Annotated in this window: 17 protein-coding genes; 14 read left to right on the plus strand and 3 right to left on the minus strand. The window is 44.8% G+C overall.

Features of this window, described 5'->3' with window-relative positions:
- Position 1 precedes the first annotated feature (1 nt).
- Together dapE and Vt282_RS03885 are read right to left on the minus strand one after the other, a co-directional pair.
- Entirely contained in the window at positions 2-1,135 is a 1,134-nt protein-coding gene (dapE, locus tag Vt282_RS03880) for a succinyl-diaminopimelate desuccinylase (protein WP_162062607.1), read from the minus strand.
- 16 nt (positions 1,136-1,151) lie between these two features.
- Positions 1,152-1,496 (minus strand): ArsC family reductase, encoded by a 345-nt coding sequence (locus tag Vt282_RS03885; protein WP_162062608.1) that lies wholly within the window; start codon positions 1,494-1,496, stop codon positions 1,152-1,154.
- Positions 1,497-1,695: 199 nt separating this feature from the next.
- On the opposite strand from Vt282_RS03885, the gene Vt282_RS03890 reads away from it, so the two are divergent.
- A complete protein-coding gene (locus tag Vt282_RS03890; protein WP_162046877.1) occupies positions 1,696-1,983 on the plus strand; it encodes a winged helix-turn-helix domain-containing protein in 288 nt (95 codons plus the stop codon).
- Between the two features lie 163 nt (positions 1,984-2,146).
- Here Vt282_RS03890 and Vt282_RS03895 read toward each other — a convergent pair whose 3' ends face one another.
- The gene (locus tag Vt282_RS03895; protein ID WP_162062609.1) at positions 2,147-2,494 is read right to left on the minus strand and encodes a DUF2956 domain-containing protein; all 348 of its coding nucleotides are present in this window, start codon (positions 2,492-2,494) and stop codon (positions 2,147-2,149) included.
- Between the two features lie 172 nt (positions 2,495-2,666).
- On the opposite strand from Vt282_RS03895, the gene Vt282_RS03900 reads away from it, so the two are divergent.
- The 13 genes from Vt282_RS03900 to fliE all read left to right on the plus strand — a co-directional run bounded on the left by Vt282_RS03900 (position 2,667) and on the right by fliE (position 16,211).
- Positions 2,667-3,128: a DUF2919 domain-containing protein gene (locus tag Vt282_RS03900; protein WP_162046875.1), complete on the plus strand. Its 462-nt coding sequence runs from the start codon at positions 2,667-2,669 to the stop codon at positions 3,126-3,128.
- Positions 3,129-3,265: 137 nt separating this feature from the next.
- Positions 3,266-4,168, plus strand: coding sequence for a Dyp-type peroxidase (locus tag Vt282_RS03905; protein WP_162046874.1), 903 nt, complete (start codon positions 3,266-3,268; stop codon positions 4,166-4,168).
- A gap of 165 nt (positions 4,169-4,333) precedes the next feature.
- Complete coding sequence (locus Vt282_RS03910; RefSeq protein WP_162062610.1) at positions 4,334-5,467, plus strand: flagellin; 1,134 nt, start codon at positions 4,334-4,336, stop codon at positions 5,465-5,467.
- A gap of 234 nt (positions 5,468-5,701) precedes the next feature.
- On the plus strand, positions 5,702-6,856 hold the full coding sequence (locus tag Vt282_RS03915) for a flagellin (RefSeq protein ID WP_162062611.1): 1,155 nt from the start codon (positions 5,702-5,704) through the stop codon (positions 6,854-6,856).
- Between the two features lie 240 nt (positions 6,857-7,096).
- Positions 7,097-8,230 (plus strand): flagellin, encoded by a 1,134-nt coding sequence (locus tag Vt282_RS03920; RefSeq protein ID WP_162046871.1) that lies wholly within the window; start codon positions 7,097-7,099, stop codon positions 8,228-8,230.
- A gap of 70 nt (positions 8,231-8,300) precedes the next feature.
- Positions 8,301-8,729 carry a flagellar protein FlaG gene (gene flaG, locus Vt282_RS03925; RefSeq protein WP_162046870.1) on the plus strand — a complete coding sequence of 143 codons (429 nt, stop codon included), beginning with the start codon at positions 8,301-8,303 and terminating at the stop codon, positions 8,727-8,729.
- Positions 8,730-8,750: 21 nt separating this feature from the next.
- Positions 8,751-10,790 carry a flagellar filament capping protein FliD gene (gene fliD, locus Vt282_RS03930; protein WP_162062612.1) on the plus strand — a complete coding sequence of 680 codons (2,040 nt, stop codon included), beginning with the start codon at positions 8,751-8,753 and terminating at the stop codon, positions 10,788-10,790.
- Positions 10,774-11,097, plus strand: coding sequence for a flagellar protein FliT (locus tag Vt282_RS03935; RefSeq protein ID WP_162062613.1), 324 nt, complete (start codon positions 10,774-10,776; stop codon positions 11,095-11,097). The genes fliD and Vt282_RS03935 overlap by 17 nt, the downstream gene beginning before the upstream one ends.
- Before the next feature lie 11 nt (positions 11,098-11,108).
- Complete coding sequence (fliS, locus tag Vt282_RS03940) at positions 11,109-11,549, plus strand: flagellar export chaperone FliS (RefSeq protein ID WP_162062614.1); 441 nt, start codon at positions 11,109-11,111, stop codon at positions 11,547-11,549.
- A 217-nt stretch (positions 11,550-11,766) separates the two neighbouring features.
- Positions 11,767-13,233: a sigma-54 dependent transcriptional regulator gene (locus tag Vt282_RS03945; RefSeq protein WP_162062615.1), complete on the plus strand. Its 1,467-nt coding sequence runs from the start codon at positions 11,767-11,769 to the stop codon at positions 13,231-13,233.
- Positions 13,234-13,358: 125 nt separating this feature from the next.
- Positions 13,359-14,393, plus strand: coding sequence for a sensor histidine kinase (locus Vt282_RS03950; protein ID WP_162046865.1), 1,035 nt, complete (start codon positions 13,359-13,361; stop codon positions 14,391-14,393).
- Between the two features lies 1 nt (position 14,394).
- Positions 14,395-15,801, plus strand: coding sequence for a sigma-54-dependent transcriptional regulator (locus Vt282_RS03955; protein WP_162062616.1), 1,407 nt, complete (start codon positions 14,395-14,397; stop codon positions 15,799-15,801).
- 98 nt (positions 15,802-15,899) lie between these two features.
- Positions 15,900-16,211 (plus strand): flagellar hook-basal body complex protein FliE, encoded by a 312-nt coding sequence (gene fliE / locus Vt282_RS03960; RefSeq protein WP_162062617.1) that lies wholly within the window; start codon positions 15,900-15,902, stop codon positions 16,209-16,211.
- Positions 16,212-16,223 lie beyond the last annotated feature (12 nt).

The raw sequence follows: 16,223 nt of genomic DNA on the forward strand, positions 1-16,223 counted from the left end.
TTCACGCGAGTACGTTCTCCAAAATGTTTTGATACATATCGGTGAGTTTTTCTAAATCAGCGACACTGACACACTCATTCACTTTATGAATGGTCGCGTTGACTGGGCCAAGTTCAACCACTTGTGCGCCCATTTGTGCGATGAAGCGACCGTCAGAAGTTCCACCTGTAGTTAGGAGTTCTGGCGCTTTATGATTAACAGCAGATACACCTTTAACCACCGCATCTAATAGTGCACCAGTATCGGTTAAGAACGGTTGACCGCTTAGGGTCCATTTTAGGTCGTACTCTAAACCGTGTGCATCTAAGGTTGAATGAACACGACGTTTGATTTCTTGGTCTGTTAGTTCAGTACTAAAACGGAAGTTAAACTGCACATCAAACTCACCAGGAATCACGTTTGAAGCACCGGTGCCAGCGGCCAAATTTGGGATTTGGAAGCTAGTTGGTGGAAAAAAGTCGTTACCGTTATCCCATTTGGTGGCCGCTAATTCTGCGAGTGCGGGCAGTGCTTGGTGGACTGGGTTGTTTGCTAAGTGAGGGTAGGCCACGTGGCCCTGAATACCTTTCACTCGCAAATCGCCAGTAATCGAACCTCTGCGACCATTTTTGACAACATCACCAACGGATAACGTGCTTGATGGCTCACCAACGATACACATATCGATGTTTTCGTTACGTGCCATTAGAGTATCAACAACACGTGTGGTGCCATTAATAAACGGGCCTTCCTCATCAGAGGTGATAAGAAACGCGAGCGAGCCTTGATGATTTGGGTGATCAGCGATAAAGCGCTCAACGGCAACGATCATACACGCTAATGAGCCTTTCATGTCGGCCGCACCACGACCATGTAAATAGCCGTCAATAATCGTTGGTTCAAATGGTGGTGTATGCCATTGCTCGAGTGAACCCGCGGGCACCACATCGGTGTGACCGGCGAACGCAAATAACGGAGCTTGATTGCCGCGTCGCGCCCAGAAGTTGGTGGTATCTTCAAACACCATCACTTCAATTTCAAATCCCAGCGCTTGTAAGCGCTCGATCATAACTTGTTGGCAACCCGCATCTTCAGGTGTCACTGATTGACGACTGATAAGATCTTTTGCCAACGCCAATACAGGGCTATCGCTCATCCTTGAAATCCTTTTCTTATGCAAATATTGCAGCGTATTGATCCGCTTTAAATCCGATATGGTAACTGTCATTGACCAACAAAATCGGGCGCTTAATCATCGCTGGTTGTTCAACCATTAATGCCACTGCATTGTCTTGGTTTAGGTTATCTTTTTGTTCTTGGTTCAATTGACGAAAAGTGGTGCCACGTTTGTTAAGAACATTTTCCCAACCAAGAGCGTTGCAAAAAGTTGTAACCATTTGTAAATCAACGCCTTGTTTGCGGTAGTCATGAAATTCATAAGCAAGGTTTTCTGCATCTAGCCATTTTTGGCTTTTTATCGTGTCGCAGTTAGGAATACCGTACATCGTGATTGTCATGTTGAACCTTTTGAAGTGACTTTTTTTATATTTTTTAATCGTATCAGGAACTTTGAGCGGAAACAAAAATGTGACGCATATATTTTGATGAGTAAAAAATACTCGATGCAATCACAAATGAGAGCAAATTCTTGATCAAACGCAAAATGTTGTTTGCACAAACAGAAATAATACCCAAGAAGTTTACTAGGAGGTATCAATGGAACTGAGTCCTGTGTTTGCAAGGCGTTTGTATTTGGCTCTTCTCGTTGAAAGTTTAGAGCGCCCTAATGTGCCAAAATTGATTGAGCAGACAGGTTGGCCACGCCGTACTATCCAAGATGTGATTAAAGCACTTCCTGGAATCGGCATCGAGCTTGCTTTCGTGCAAGATGGTAGACGCCATAATGATGGATATTACCAACTGTCAGATTGGGGGCCGTTTGATAGCCAGTGGGTTACTGAACGCGAATCAGATATTGCAGCCAGCTTGGGTTTTAAGGCATAGCATTTCGCACCAGTCTTGAAGTTTAAGCACAATCGCTATGTATTGACCCACATTTTTTGCATTCATTGTCACCCGTTTTCAAGTGGCATTATTGTGGTTTTCTCAGAACAATGTAAACGCGCCGATAGATTCGGCGCGTTTATTTTCAACCTATCTGCGGGCTTTACGCGAATTGGAATAGGTAAATAGCAAACCCAATCCAGCTGATAGCCAACAGCGTCCACGGCAATGCCGAGTTTGAACGCGGCTTACTCACGTCTTGAGCTAAATCTTCGATTTCCATGTCTTGTTCACGTAATTCAGCTTGCTTGTTTTTCTGCACTTTTTTACGGGCTTTATCGGCTTGACGGGCTTTCTCTTTCTGCTGTTTTTTATACAGTGCGATGCCTTTTTCAATCCCTTGAGCAATCAATTTAGTCTGCTCTTTAGTTTGACCAGGTTTTTGCGTCGCTTTAGCGATTTTCATCGCATCATCTTGAGTTTGCGGCGAAGGAACGACTTTGTTTTTCATTGATAACTCTATGATGGTAACACTTATCGCTATGCTAACACGCGATTGCACGTTATTGAGCAACCGTCGCTGAGATTTTTGTTGAACAGTGAGATCAACGAATTTTTTATAGCATGTTGAGTGAATTGGAGTAGAGTGTGGGGCAAAGCAGTTTTGATTAATTTAGTTTGTTATGCGTTACGCAATTGAAGCTTACGATAAGCATGGTTTTTTGCATGCACCGAAATGGTTATGGCTTGGGTGGTTATTGCTGGCGAAAGCTTGGGTAGTTTTTGTCGTCGCGGGTGTTAGCCGCGATAGTGGTAGTACCATTTTGGCCTACGTTTATCCCGATCACGATATGTTATATCTTGGGCTCGCAATGGGCCTGCCAAGTATTGCGCTGATGTGGTTGATCAGCTTACGAACCCCAGAGCGGCATTGGGTTAATCGCATTGTCTCATGGGGCAAGCCGATAACTTTGGTCATGGCCGTCAGTCAGTTACTACAAAGTATCTATCATGTGTATTTGCAAGCAGGGTTATTTAGTTGGACCAATGGAGTGATTATGGTCGCTCTATTGTGGTTTTCTATTTATGTCTATCAAAGCAAAACAGTGAAGGATTGTTTGAGATCGGATGCGGTTGGTAGCTGATCAGAATCAAGACTCTTTTTAAAATTAAGATTACACTGGGCAGATAAATACGTATCTGAGAGAATTTTTGCCTGATTTTCATCGATAATGTTGAAAATTACGTATGAAATTCGCTTGGTTATAAAAGGAGTAAAGAAATGTCACAACCTCAAACGGCGATTCTTCCAGAAGCAGAACCGTTCGCTCATTACACGCTACTAAAAATTCGTCAAAATCCGAAGCATGTATTGAGTCAACTTCAATCATTACCTGCGCTAGTTGAAGAGTTGAACCAACAACAGCCTCAAGCCAAACTCACTTTGTCGTTGTCATTTACGCATGGTTTTTGGGCGCAATTAAACCAAGCAATGCCAGCTGAGCTAATTGAATTTCCTGTGCTTGGTGAAGGTGAGATTGTTGCGCCAAGCAGTGATGTTGATGTGTTAGTTCACTTACATTCAGCGCGCCCAGATCTGCATTTTTATGTGATGCGTAAATTGATGGCAGAAGTGGCTGATGACGTGACTGTGGTCGATGAGACAGCCGGTTTCCGTTACCTCGATGCTCGCGATATGACGATGTTTGTCGACGGTACTGAAAACCCGAAAGAAGGTGCACGCCAAGAAGTCGCGATTATTCCTGAGGGTGAATTTGTTGGCGGTAGCTACGTAATGCTACAACGCTTTATTCATAACCTTCCTGCATGGAATCGTTTAAATGTAGCCGCGCAAGAGAAGGTGATTGGCCGTACTAAGCCTGATTCAATTGAATTGGATGATGTGCCGGCCGCGTCTCACGTTGGTCGCGTGGATATTAAAGAAGAAGGAAAAGGTCTTAAAATTGTACGCCACAGCTTGCCTTATGGCACAGTGAGTGGTGATCATGGCCTACTCTTTATCGCTTACTGCCATACACTACATAACTTTAAAGTGATGCTTGAAAGCATGTATGGTGTAACGGATGGTAAAACGGATCAATTATTGCGTTTTACCCACGCAGTGACAGGCGCATATTTCTTTGCCCCTAGCACTGAGATGCTGCAAAATTTAGCTGTGAAGTAATCACTCACTTTCTAAAAGACCGAGCCTGAGCGCTCGGTCTTTTTCGTTTTGGCCGCTGCATAAATGGCAGGAGAGCGTATCTCGGCGGGAATTTTTTCACTCAATACCGTTAAAGTTTTATTTCCTGGGCCGATAAAGGGCTATCAGTGACCATCAAATCGATTTATGAGCCTAACTGTTAATACCAATGTTGCCGCAATGACCGCGCAGCGCCATTTGGCGAATGCCACGCATATGCTCAATCAATCTTTGGAGAGACTCTCTTCAGGGAGTCGTATTAATAGTGCGAAAGATGACGCCGCAGGTTTACAGATTTCCAATCGCTTAGAGACTCAGATGAGTGGTCTTGACGTCGCGATGCGCAATGCTAATGACGGTATTTCAATCATGCAAACAGCAGAAGGGGCGATGAGTGAGTCGACCACTATTTTGCAACGGATGCGTGACCTATCTTTGCAATCGGCCAATGGCGCTAACAGTCACTCTGAGCGCGTTGCACTTCAAGAAGAAATGACCGCATTAAACGATGAATTAAATCGTATCGCGGAAACGACCTCTTTCGGTGGACGAAAACTGCTTAATGGCGGTTTTCAAAGTGCGGCTTTTCAAATTGGTGCAGGGTCGGGCGAAGCGGTGCAAGTTAGCCTAAAGAATATGCGTACTGACACGATCGATATGGGTGGTTTTAGTTATCTTGCAGCGGCGAAAGCGCAACCTGATTGGCAAGTGGTGAGCGGTCAACAGCAGATCAATATGCAGTACACCAATGCACGTGGTGAACAAGAGAATATCAAGATTACGGCTAAGGTTGGCGATGATATTGAGCAGTTAGCCACGTATATCAATGGTCAAACCGATAAAGTGTCGGCTTCTGTCAACGACCAGGGGCAACTACAAATTTATATGGCCGGCAAAGAAACGGCAGGAACGATCAGTTTTTCAGGCAGTCTAGCCAATCAGCTCAATATGGGCATGAAAGGGTATGAAGCAGTCGATGATATCGATATTACCGATGTCGGTGGTGCGCAGCGCGCTGTGTCGGTACTCGATACCGCACTGCAATATGTCGATAGTCACCGCGCAGAGCTCGGTGCTATGCAAAATCGCTTTGGTCATGCAATCAACAATCTCGGCAATATCAATGAGAACTTAGCTGCATCGAATAGTCGGATTAAAGATACTGACTACGCAAAAGAAACCACGCAAATGTTGAAGCAGCAAATTTTGCAGCAAGTGAGTACTTCAGTTTTAGCTCAGGCGAAACAGCAGCCCAATATCGTGTTGGCTTTGCTGGGATAAAATAAAAGCAGAGCTTATCGGCGGTAACCATTCGAACTTTAGTTCTTTTTGAGAATTTTTGATTTTTATCCATTCGCTCACACAAATCGTCCCAATTCACAAGAATTGCTAAAAGTTCATTTTTTCTAAAGATTTTATCAATCGCGTCGTTAATAAAGTAACTTTGAGAGAACTACTTGGTTTTCCGAGACGTCGGAAACCGGAAATATCGGAAAATCAATTGGAGAAATTACCATGGCAGTGAATGTAAATACTAACGTTTCAGCAATGACAGCTCAGCGTTACCTTAACCAAGCAACTAGCGCACAACAAAACTCGATGGAGCGTCTATCTTCTGGTTACAAAATTAACAGTGCAAAAGATGACGCAGCAGGTCTGCAAATTTCTAACCGCTTGAATGTACAAAGCCGTGGTCTAGATGTTGCAGTACGCAACGCGAACGATGGTATCTCTATCGCTCAAACTGCTGAAGGCGCGATGAACGAAACTACCAACATTCTTCAACGTATGCGTGACCTATCGCTACAATCAGCGAACGGTTCAAACTCAAAATCTGAGCGCGTAGCGATTCAAGAAGAAATTGGTGCACTAAACGACGAATTAAACCGTATTGCAGAAACCACATCTTTTGGTGGTAACAAACTACTTAACGGTACGTTCACGACCAAATCAATGCAGATCGGTGCGGACAACGGTGAAGCAGTAATGCTAACGCTAAACACAATGCGCAGCGATAACGCAGGCATGGGTGGTATTGGTTACAAAGCGGCAGCTGCGGAAGAAGGTAAATCTTGGAAAGATTTCTCAGTTGCAGCTGATGCGAACGATTTGACGCTTTCTTTTAAAGAGAAAGGCGCTACTGAAGCAACTGAAATTACAATCAATGCGAAAGCTGGTGATGACATCGAAGAGCTTGCAACTTACATCAATGGTCAAACTGATAAAGTAAAAGCGTCTGTTGATGAAGATGGTCGTCTACAAATCTTCTCTGGTAATAACAAAATTGATGGTGCAGTTACATTTGGTGGCGGTCTAGGTAGCGCGCTAGACATGTCTACAACTGACGCAGGTGCGGTAACTGTTGACAGTATCGATGTAACAACAGTGGGCGGTGCTCAACAATCGGTAGCGGTTATCGATACAGCACTAAACTATGTTGACAGCCACCGTGCAGAACTTGGTGCATTCCAAAACCGTTTCGACCACGCAATCAGCAACTTAGACAACATTAACGAAAACGTGAACGCGTCTAAGAGCCGTATCAAAGATACAGATTTTGCGAAAGAAACAACTGCACTAACTAAATCGCAAATTTTGGCTCAAGCTTCAAGCTCAATTCTAGCTCAAGCAAAACAAGCGCCAAACTCAGCACTAAGCCTACTTGGCTAATCAAATCTAGATAGAAAAATCCAGCTTCGGCTGGATTTTTTGCGTAAATCAGTGACTGTGAATCAAAGAGTTTAGACTTGCTTCACACTTTGTTTCTGAAGTTTAAGGTTTTGAGGAAAAAGCCAAAATTTCTCTAAAGGTTAGATTTTATTAGCCGTTAAAGGGCTGAGAGAAATGATATGCATCAAAGTGAGGTGAGAGACACGGAGATGCATAGCCCTATGCCTAAGGAGATCAATTATGGCGATCAACGTAAATTCGAATGTGCCGGCGATGACGGCTCAACGTTACGTCAACAATGCAACCGACGGGATGCAAAAGTCGATGGAGCGTTTGTCATCTGGTTACAAAATCAATAGTGCAAAAGATGATGCTGCAGGCCTGCAAATATCGAACCGCTTAACATCTCAAAGCCGCGGTTTAGATATGGCAGTCAAAAATGCTAACGATGGTATTTCCATCGCGCAAACTGCAGAAGGTGCGATGAATGAGACCACCAATATTTTGCAACGGATGCGTGATCTTGCATTGCAATCATCAAACGGTTCCAACTCGCGCTCTGAGCGTGTGGCCATTCAAGAAGAAGTTTCTGCACTTAACGAGGAATTAAATCGTATCGCAGAAACAACCTCTTTTGGTGGTAACAAATTGCTCAATGGCCAGTTTGGTAACAAGTCTTTCCAAATCGGTTCAGGTTCTGGCGAAGCGGTTCAACTTACCATGACTAACATGCGTTCAGATACGGATGAGATGGGTGGCCAAGTTTATGCTGTTGAAACAGGCAAAGCTCCGGATTGGAAAGTCAGTGCAGATGCTGCCGATATTACCTTTGAGTACACCGATACTAACGGTCAAGATAAATCGCTAACAATCACTGCGAAAGCTGGTGATAATGTTGAACAATTAGCCACTTACATCAATGGTCAAAGTGAAGACATCAAGGCTTCCGTTGGTGAAGAAGGTAAAATGCAACTGTTCGCTGCGAACAACCAAGTTGATGGCGAGATTACGATCTCTGGCGACTTAGGAACAGAACTTGGCTTTGGTGAAGCGCAAAAAGTGGCGGTAGCGGATGTGGATGTGACCACAGTTGCCGGTTCACAGGTTGCGGTGTCTGTTATTGATGGTGCATTGAAATCTGTTGATAGCCAACGAGCCTCTTTGGGGGCATTCCAAAATCGCTTTGATCATGCGATTGCGAACTTAGACAATATCAATGAAAACGTTAACGCCTCGCGCGGTCGTATTCGTGATACTGACTATGCAAAAGAAACGACCCAAATGACAAAATCACAGATCCTGCAACAAGCGAGTACTTCGGTACTGGCGCAGGCTAAGCAGTCTCCGACGGCTGCATTGAGTCTTTTGGGTTAGGGCAATAATGCCGAGCCGATTAGTGAAGTTAACGGCGTTGGTTTCACTATGAGGTGGAAGGGAGATTGTTATGGAGATTCCATCCTACACTTCGAACATCCAGTCTTATGGCTCAAAAAGTGGCACTAAAATTGCTTCAGGGTATGATAACCCGCAAGGTGTTTCCTCACCTGATAAAAGGGTAGTAGCGTCAGAACTGGACCAGTTGACCTCGCGAGGGGTTGAACAAGCGATGGAAGTTCTCCAAGAGAGGAAAAAGCTTTCAGAGCAAGAAAGGGAAAAAGTTGTCGAGCAGATGAATGAATTTATCTCATCGATGAATACTGGTCTTTCGTTTCGGGTTGATGAACAAACCGGACGCGATGTCGTTACTATATATGAGGAAAGTACTGGTGATATTATTCGTCAGATTCCTGATGAGGAAATACTAGAGGTCTTGCGACGTCTTAGAGAGCAAACCGCCCGTTATTCATCTGGGCTTTTGATCGATAAGGTGTAATCGTATTTTTGAGGTGATTGAATGAGTTTAGGCCCAATCGGCATGAATAATGGCATGGATATCAATGCCATGGTAAGCAAAATTGTTGAAGCGGAGCGTGCCCCAAAGCAGCAACGTATCAACAACGAGCTTAACCAGATTGATTCCACCATTAGTGCTTACGGTCGGCTCAGAGAGTCGCTGGATACGATGAAAAACTTAATGGCGAGTTTTCGCCAGGAGAAGGCGTTTGCTGCAAGAAAGGTAGAGTCTACGGATGATGCCATCGTGTCAGCAACCGCCACTACTGAAGCGATTGCAGGTCGTTATGCCGTCGATGTGTTGCAACTTGCTCAGAGTCATAAAATTGCATCTGATGTTTTGCCTGAAGATGCGAAGTTTGATGCGGGCAAGTTGCGTATCGCGATGGGCAACAAGTCATTCACTGTTGATGTTAAACAGAATGCGAAGTTAGCTGATATCGTGCGAACGATAAACGGCGAAAAAAGTAACCCCGGTGTACGGGCGTCGGTCATTAACGATGTCAATGGGCCGCGTCTCATTGTCGCCTCTGAACTCTCAGGTAAAGATAACGCAGTCAGCGTTGCTGTTGAGAGTGCCAATCCGAATAATTTGCTTAATCGATTAGCCTACAAAACACTTGAGCAGCGGGTAGCCGATCTCGAAAAAGCCCGTGCAGATGCGCAATCGCTTTTAAATCCGCTTAACGATGAAGAGCAAAAAGTCGCCGATCGTATTGCCCAGCGCAATATTGAAGCGGCAAAAGTTGTCGACCAAGAAATTGCCGATGCCAGTAAGCAAGCGGCAAGCGTTGTCGACCCTAATGCAGCCAAAGACGTTACGCCAACCAACCCTATTTCAGAAAAAGCGTTAGCTGCGGCAGCCAGTGCTGGCCAAACTGCTAATCGTTACCTTAAACCAGAAGAACGAATTCCAGGTTGGACGCCAACCGCTTCAGGAACTTTGCTCGATTCGTATTGGGAGCCCGAGCCGCAACTCGATGCCAAAGCGATAGAAAAGTCGGATGATATTCCAGGTTGGACTAATACGGCCTCGGGCACGTTAACAGATTCTTACGTTACTCCAAAAGAAGCCAAAGCAGCGCTTGATAAAAAACTGGCATTAGAGCAAGCGGCAATCGCCGCGGCGAATAAGTCTGAAATGGACAAAATCGATCAAGCATTAGCCTCAGGCGAGCTTGATGATGCGGCAGCAAAGCAAGCCAAGTTGGCTCTGTTACCAACAGAACAGCGTGATTATATTCAACGTATGGAGCGTGCGCAGCAAGCGTTGCAAAGTGCACAGTCATCTTTTGATACCTATAACGGCATGAGCCAAGTTCAGGCCGCACAAGACTCTGAAGTGTTGTTAGATGGCGTGGCTAAATTATCGAGCAAAAACAACATTATTGAAGACGCTATCGATGGCGTGAATTTAACCCTTAAAGGTCGCTCTGATCCAAGCCAAGGCGCTTCTGAAATCGATATTGATTACAATCGCGAGTCGGTACGTGGTGATATCGAACAGTTCGTTACCGCTTACAATCAGTTTTACAGCTTATCAAAAGAGCTCGCAATGGCTGATCCTGCGACTGGGCAACGCGGTCCATTAGCTGGTGATAGTGTGGTTCGTGGCGCTGATTCACGCTTAAAAATGGTGTTTTCTTCTAGAATTGACCCTGCGCCAGCTGAACTGAAAACATTGTCTGAATTTGGGGTGACGACGACGCGCCAAGGTACGCTTGAAATCAATTATTCGATGCTTGATCGACAGCTGAACAATAACTTCAATAAACTGGGCGATTTTTTTGGCGGCTCACAAGGTTTCGCTAAAAAGGTGGAAGATGCCATTCACGGCATCACCGGTGTGCAAGGCGCATTGCGTACGAGAGAGCAAAGCCTTGTTGAGCGTAATTATCGAATTCAAGATGACCAAGCAAGTTTGGATAGACGCATGGATTCGTTAGAAAAACGCACTCACGCCAAATTTTCGGCGATGCAAGACACTACGGGCAAAATGCAGCAGCAACTAGCGGGTATGATGAATGCATTTGGCCGATGAATTTCAATCACTACTGACTGAATTAAGTGATCTTGATCACGATATTATCAATGCATTGTCGGTAGATGAGATAAATACTGAAGAAATTGCCGCTTTGGTCGATAAAAGGGAACAATTATTGCTGAGTGTTCAGAGCCTGCTAGACGAGACGCCTCAGTTTACGCAGACTGAACAATGGCGTTCGGCAATTCACCTGACTCAGCGTGTCGTGACGATGCTGGAAGAGAAAACCAAAGCAATTGGTCTGTCTCTACAAAAGTTAAGGCATGGTAATCGGTCAGTTCAGCAGTACAAAAAGTTTTTATAAAGAGGAATGTTATGCGTGGTTCATTACAGGCTTACAAGAAGGTATCGGTAGATAGCCAACTCAGTGCGGCCTCCCCGCATAAAATTGTGCAGATGCTAATGGCAGGTGCAATTGAGCGTCTAATTCAAGGCAAAGCAGCCATGCAGCAAGGCAATATCCCAGTTAAGGGTGAGCGCTTGGGTAAGGCATTAGACATCATCATTAGTCTGCGAAGCTGTCTCTCGATGGAAGATGGTGGCGATATTGCGCAAAACCTTGATCAACTCTACGAATTTATGATTACGCAAATTACGGCGGCTAACCATAAAAATGATCCACAGCCGATTGACGATGTGATCGAAATTATTCGTGAAATAAAATCAGCGTGGGATCAAATTCCAGCTGAATTCCACAATCTTACTGCAAGGATGTCGGTATTTAAAAATTACATTAAAACATTGTTAATTTTATAAGTACATAACACCAGCAGCTTTGGGTAGATGTCACACCCTATAATTGCTTGGTTGCCTTATTTTTTTATTAAATAGAATAGAAGCCACTACAACCCTAGTGGCTAATTTTGTTGCGTTAAAGATATTTTTTAAAACGATTAACATTTATCCGAATGAATGATGCGTTTTAGATGTTTTAAGCAACTCCAGATAAGAACGAAGGCAATCATTCTCAATTATGCAAGGCTTAGCAAAATTACTTGTCATTGAAGACAACGCTCAAGCGCAAACAAATCTAGCGTCAATTTTAGATTTTGTTGGAGAGCAGTGTGAAGTCGTCTGTGCTGCACAAATTGACTCGTTAGATCTTTCCAGTATCTGGTCTGGCTGCATTATCGGTTCAATAGACAAAACTGAAGAGGTATTGGAGCTTCGTCAGCGTCTCTCCCAAGCGAACCACATCCCATTATTGATTACTAATTCGCAATTTCCTGCTGCTGAAGATTTAACTAACTACGTTGGTGATTTGGCATACCCGCTAAATTATCCGCAATTGAGTGAAGCGCTGCGCCATTGTAAAGATTTCCTAGGTCGCAAAGGGGTTAATGTTGTTTCCTCTGCGCGCAAGAACACCCTGTTTCGTAGCTTGGTTGGCCAAAGCCATGGCATTAAGGAAGTTCGCCATCTGATTGAGCAAGTTTCGTCTACTGAGGCGAACGTACTTATCCTTGGTGAATCTGGTACCGGCAAAGAAGTCGTAGCGCGTAATATCCATTACCATTCAGCACGTCGTAGTGGCCCATTTGTACCAATCAACTGCGGTGCTATCCCTGCGGATCTTCTAGAAAGTGAATTGTTTGGCCACGAAAAAGGTGCCTTTACTGGTGCGATTACCGCGCGAAAAGGACGCTTTGAGCTAGCAGAGGGCGGCACACTATTTTTAGATGAAATTGGCGATATGCCAATGCCAATGCAAGTTAAGCTGCTGCGTGTATTACAAGAGCGCTGTTTTGAGCGAGTGGGTGGCAACAATACCATTCGTGCTAATGTGCGTGTAATCGCGGCGACACATCGCAATCTCGATTCAATGATTGGTGATGGTTCGTTTAGAGAAGATCTTTTCTACCGCTTAAACGTGTTTCCAATTGAAATGCCAGCATTACGTGAGCGTCAAGAAGACATTCCGCTGTTGCTGCAAGAACTCATGACGCGCATGGAAGCGGAAGGCGCACAGCCAATTTGCTTTACGCCTCGTGCGATCAACTCATTAATGGAACATGATTGGCCAGGTAACGTGCGCGAACTCGCGAATTTGGTTGAGCGTATGATCATTCTCTATCCAAATAGTTTGGTCGACGTAAACCATTTGCCAACCAAATATCGTTATAGTGATATTCCTGAATTTCAACCTGAGTTCCATTCACAGATCTCGGTAGAAGAGCAAGAGCGTGAAGTTCTGCAAAACATTTTTTCTGAAGACTTTAGCCTTGATCAGATGGATATTTTTGCTGCGAGTGAGCATGCTCCTCAAGCTCTGCCTCCAGAAGGTGTGAACTTGAAAGAGATGTTAGCGGATCTCGAAGTCACTATGATCAACCAAGCTCTGGATGCTCAAGCGGGTATCGTAGCGCGAGCAGCGGATATGCTGGGTATGCGTCGTACCACGCTGGTGGAAAAAATGCGTAAATATAACCTTCAACGTTAGTATCTATACGCTGTCAAAATACTGACATAAGTTTAACTCATTGTTTTGTATTGATTAATGGCTTGGCTTGCTTTTTGCATTTCAAGCCATTGTAGTATTTAAGGCAAATTAACGACGAGTGCGTGATGGATAACCATTTAGGCTCATTAGAAGAGCAAGTAGAACGTTACAAGCAAGTTCTTGATGTCATGCCTGCGGGCGTTATTCTACTTGATACCCAAGGGGTAGTTAGAGAAGCTAACCCAGAAGCGGAGCGTCTGTTAGAAGTGCCACTGGTTGGCTATAAATGGTTTGAGGTCATTCAGTGGGCGTTTGCTCCGCGTGACGATGATGGTCACGAAATATCATTGCGCAATGGGCGTAAAGTACGTTTGGCTATCTCTGCTTCAACGACAGGTCAGCTGATTCTGATCACCGACCTAACCGAAACACGTCTACTGCAATCACGAATCAGTGATTTACAACGTTTATCTTCCCTAGGCCGCATGGTGGCATCACTCGCGCATCAAGTTCGTACCCCGTTATCAAGTGCGATGTTATATGCAGCAAATTTAAGCGTGCCTAATTTACCGCATGCAACTAAAGAGCGATTTCAAACAAAGTTGCTTGATCGATTGCAAGACCTTGAAAAACAAGTTAATGATATGCTGTTGTTTGCCAAGGGGGGCGATAACAAGGTCGTTAAACCATTCACGGTAGCTGAACTGGTCGCTGAGTTTTCACCCATGGTTGAGACGGCGCTTAAGAACAATGCTATTGACTATTGCTTAGAAGTGGAAGAAGAGCAGACCCAGTTAATGGGCAATGCTAATGCCATCGCCTCAGCATTGAGCAACCTAGTTATGAATGCCATCCAAATAGCAGGGAAAGAAGCGCAAATCGATGTGTTTTTCCGCCCAGTTAAGGATGAGCTAAGAATATCCGTGCAGGATAATGGCCCTGGTGTGCCAAAAGAGCTACAGAACAAAATTATGGAACCTTTTTTTACCACTCGATCTCAAGGCACTGGTCTCGGGCTTGCGGTTGTGCAGATGGTCTGTCGCGCACATGATGGAAGGTTAGAACTGATGTCTGAAGAAGGAGATGGCGCGTGCTTTACGGTGTGTGTACCACTAGAACGAACGCGATCTTCTGAACAATCTGAAACGACTGGAGAATAACATGGCTCAAAGCAAGGTACTTATCGTAGAGGATGATGAAGGTCTACGCGAAGCACTTGTCGATACTCTAGCACTGGCGGGGTACGAATGGCTCGAAGCAGATAGCGCTGAAGATGCATTGGTGAAATTGAAAGCCAACACGGTTGATATTGTCGTTTCTGATGTTCAGATGGCGGGTATGGGCGGTTTGGCACTTTTGCGCAGTATTAAACAGCACTGGCCAAATCTTCCAGTTTTATTAATGACTGCTTATGCCAATATCGAAGATGCGGTATCTGCGATGAAAGATGGTGCCATTGACTACATGGCAAAGCCGTTTGCACCAGAAGTGCTGCTGAATATGGTGAGCCGTTATGCGCCAGTTAAATCGGATGACAACGGTGATGCAGTTGTGGCGGATGAAAAGAGCCTAAAGTTGCTTGCGCTTGCGGAAAAAGTGGCGAAAACAGATGCTAACGTGATGGTACTTGGCCCGAGCGGTTCAGGTAAAGAAGTGATGTCGCGTTATATTCATAATGCATCAAGCCGTAAGGATGGTCCTTTTGTTGCCATCAACTGCGCCGCCATTCCAGACAATATGTTGGAAGCGACACTATTCGGTTATGAAAAAGGTGCGTTTACCGGTGCAGTTCAAGCATGTCCGGGCAAGTTTGAGCAAGCACAAGGCGGTACGATTTTGCTGGATGAGATCAGTGAAATGGATCTTGGGTTGCAGGCCAAGCTATTGCGTGTTTTGCAAGAGCGTGAAGTCGAGCGTTTGGGCAGTCGTAAGAGCATCAAGCTTGATGTGCGTGTTTTGGCAACCAGTAACCGTGATTTGAAGCAGTACGTACAGGCTGGCAATTTCCGCGAGGATTTGTACTACCGTCTGAATGTTTTCCCAATTTCATGGCCTGCATTGACTGAGCGTCGAGGGGATATTGAGCCGTTGGCGAGACACTTAGTAGAGCGTCATTGTCAAAAACAAGGTATACCAGTACCAAGCTTCTCTGCCGATGCGATTAATAAGTTATTGGCGTATCCATGGCCAGGTAACGTACGTGAACTGGATAACGTGATTCAACGCGCACTCATCCTGAGTGAAAACGGACATATTTCGGCCGACCATATCCTTCTGGAAGGACTCGATTGGCAAGATGCCTCAAGCCTTCAGCAAGTGGTTGAAAACGGTAGCGTGATCGTGCCGACAATTAAGCCCGTTGCGGAAGTTGAAAGCTTGATTAGCCTGCCAAATTCGTCAGGTTTGGGCAATGAACTTAGGGATCAAGAGTATGCTATCATCCTTGATACTTTAGTTGAGTGCGGTGGTCGCCGCAAAGAAATGGCAGATAAGCTGGGTATCAGCCCTCGCACTTTGCGCTACAAGCTCGCAAAAATGCGTGATGCAGGGATTGATATTCCAAACTAACGTGCTATTTTCGTAAATTAATAACTTGATGGCATAGCCTTTGCAGTGTCAGTAATACAACGGATTTGGCAGTCAAAGATTTGACTTCTGAGGTGGCAATGAGAATAGATGGCTTAAATAGTGAAATGCAGGTGATGATGTTGGAAGCTACCAACAGTAAACCTGTTGCGACAGGACACACTGTCGGTGCTGATTTTAAAGATCTATTGAGCAACGCTATCAATAACGTCAATGGTCTCGCCAAAACCTCTAGCGATCTGCAAACTCGTTTTGATCGTGGTGATGAAAATGTTTCGTTATCTGACGTGATGATCGCCCGAAACAAATCGAGTGTGGCGTTTGAGGCAACAATTCAAGTACGTAACAAGTTGGTTGAATCGTACAAAGAATTGATGAATATGCCGGTCTAACTTAGGTATCGT

This window comes from Vibrio taketomensis (genome assembly GCF_009938165.1).
In the GTDB taxonomy this organism is placed as follows: Bacteria; Pseudomonadota; Gammaproteobacteria; order Enterobacterales; family Vibrionaceae; genus Vibrio; species Vibrio taketomensis.

What these genes read in the sequence shown, in the direction of transcription:
- dapE (WP_162062607.1), bottom strand. Translation starts at nt 1,135, where the DNA reads ATGAGCGATAGCCCTGTATTGGCGTTGGCAAAAGATCTTATCAGTCGT.
- Vt282_RS03885 (WP_162062608.1), bottom strand. Translation starts at nt 1,496, where the DNA reads ATGACAATCACGATGTACGGTATTCCTAACTGCGACACGATAAAAAGC.
- Vt282_RS03890 (WP_162046877.1), top strand. Translation starts at nt 1,696, where the DNA reads ATGGAACTGAGTCCTGTGTTTGCAAGGCGTTTGTATTTGGCTCTTCTC.
- Vt282_RS03895 (WP_162062609.1), bottom strand. Translation starts at nt 2,494, where the DNA reads ATGAAAAACAAAGTCGTTCCTTCGCCGCAAACTCAAGATGATGCGATG.
- Vt282_RS03900 (WP_162046875.1), top strand. Translation starts at nt 2,667, where the DNA reads ATGCGTTACGCAATTGAAGCTTACGATAAGCATGGTTTTTTGCATGCA.
- Vt282_RS03905 (WP_162046874.1), top strand. Translation starts at nt 3,266, where the DNA reads ATGTCACAACCTCAAACGGCGATTCTTCCAGAAGCAGAACCGTTCGCT.
- Vt282_RS03910 (WP_162062610.1), top strand. Translation starts at nt 4,334, where the DNA reads ATGAGCCTAACTGTTAATACCAATGTTGCCGCAATGACCGCGCAGCGC.
- Vt282_RS03915 (WP_162062611.1), top strand. Translation starts at nt 5,702, where the DNA reads ATGGCAGTGAATGTAAATACTAACGTTTCAGCAATGACAGCTCAGCGT.
- Vt282_RS03920 (WP_162046871.1), top strand. Translation starts at nt 7,097, where the DNA reads ATGGCGATCAACGTAAATTCGAATGTGCCGGCGATGACGGCTCAACGT.
- flaG (WP_162046870.1), top strand. Translation starts at nt 8,301, where the DNA reads ATGGAGATTCCATCCTACACTTCGAACATCCAGTCTTATGGCTCAAAA.
- fliD (WP_162062612.1), top strand. Translation starts at nt 8,751, where the DNA reads ATGAGTTTAGGCCCAATCGGCATGAATAATGGCATGGATATCAATGCC.
- Vt282_RS03935 (WP_162062613.1), top strand. Translation starts at nt 10,774, where the DNA reads ATGCATTTGGCCGATGAATTTCAATCACTACTGACTGAATTAAGTGAT.
- fliS (WP_162062614.1), top strand. Translation starts at nt 11,109, where the DNA reads ATGCGTGGTTCATTACAGGCTTACAAGAAGGTATCGGTAGATAGCCAA.
- Vt282_RS03945 (WP_162062615.1), top strand. Translation starts at nt 11,767, where the DNA reads ATGCAAGGCTTAGCAAAATTACTTGTCATTGAAGACAACGCTCAAGCG.
- Vt282_RS03950 (WP_162046865.1), top strand. Translation starts at nt 13,359, where the DNA reads ATGGATAACCATTTAGGCTCATTAGAAGAGCAAGTAGAACGTTACAAG.
- Vt282_RS03955 (WP_162062616.1), top strand. Translation starts at nt 14,395, where the DNA reads ATGGCTCAAAGCAAGGTACTTATCGTAGAGGATGATGAAGGTCTACGC.
- fliE (WP_162062617.1), top strand. Translation starts at nt 15,900, where the DNA reads ATGAGAATAGATGGCTTAAATAGTGAAATGCAGGTGATGATGTTGGAA.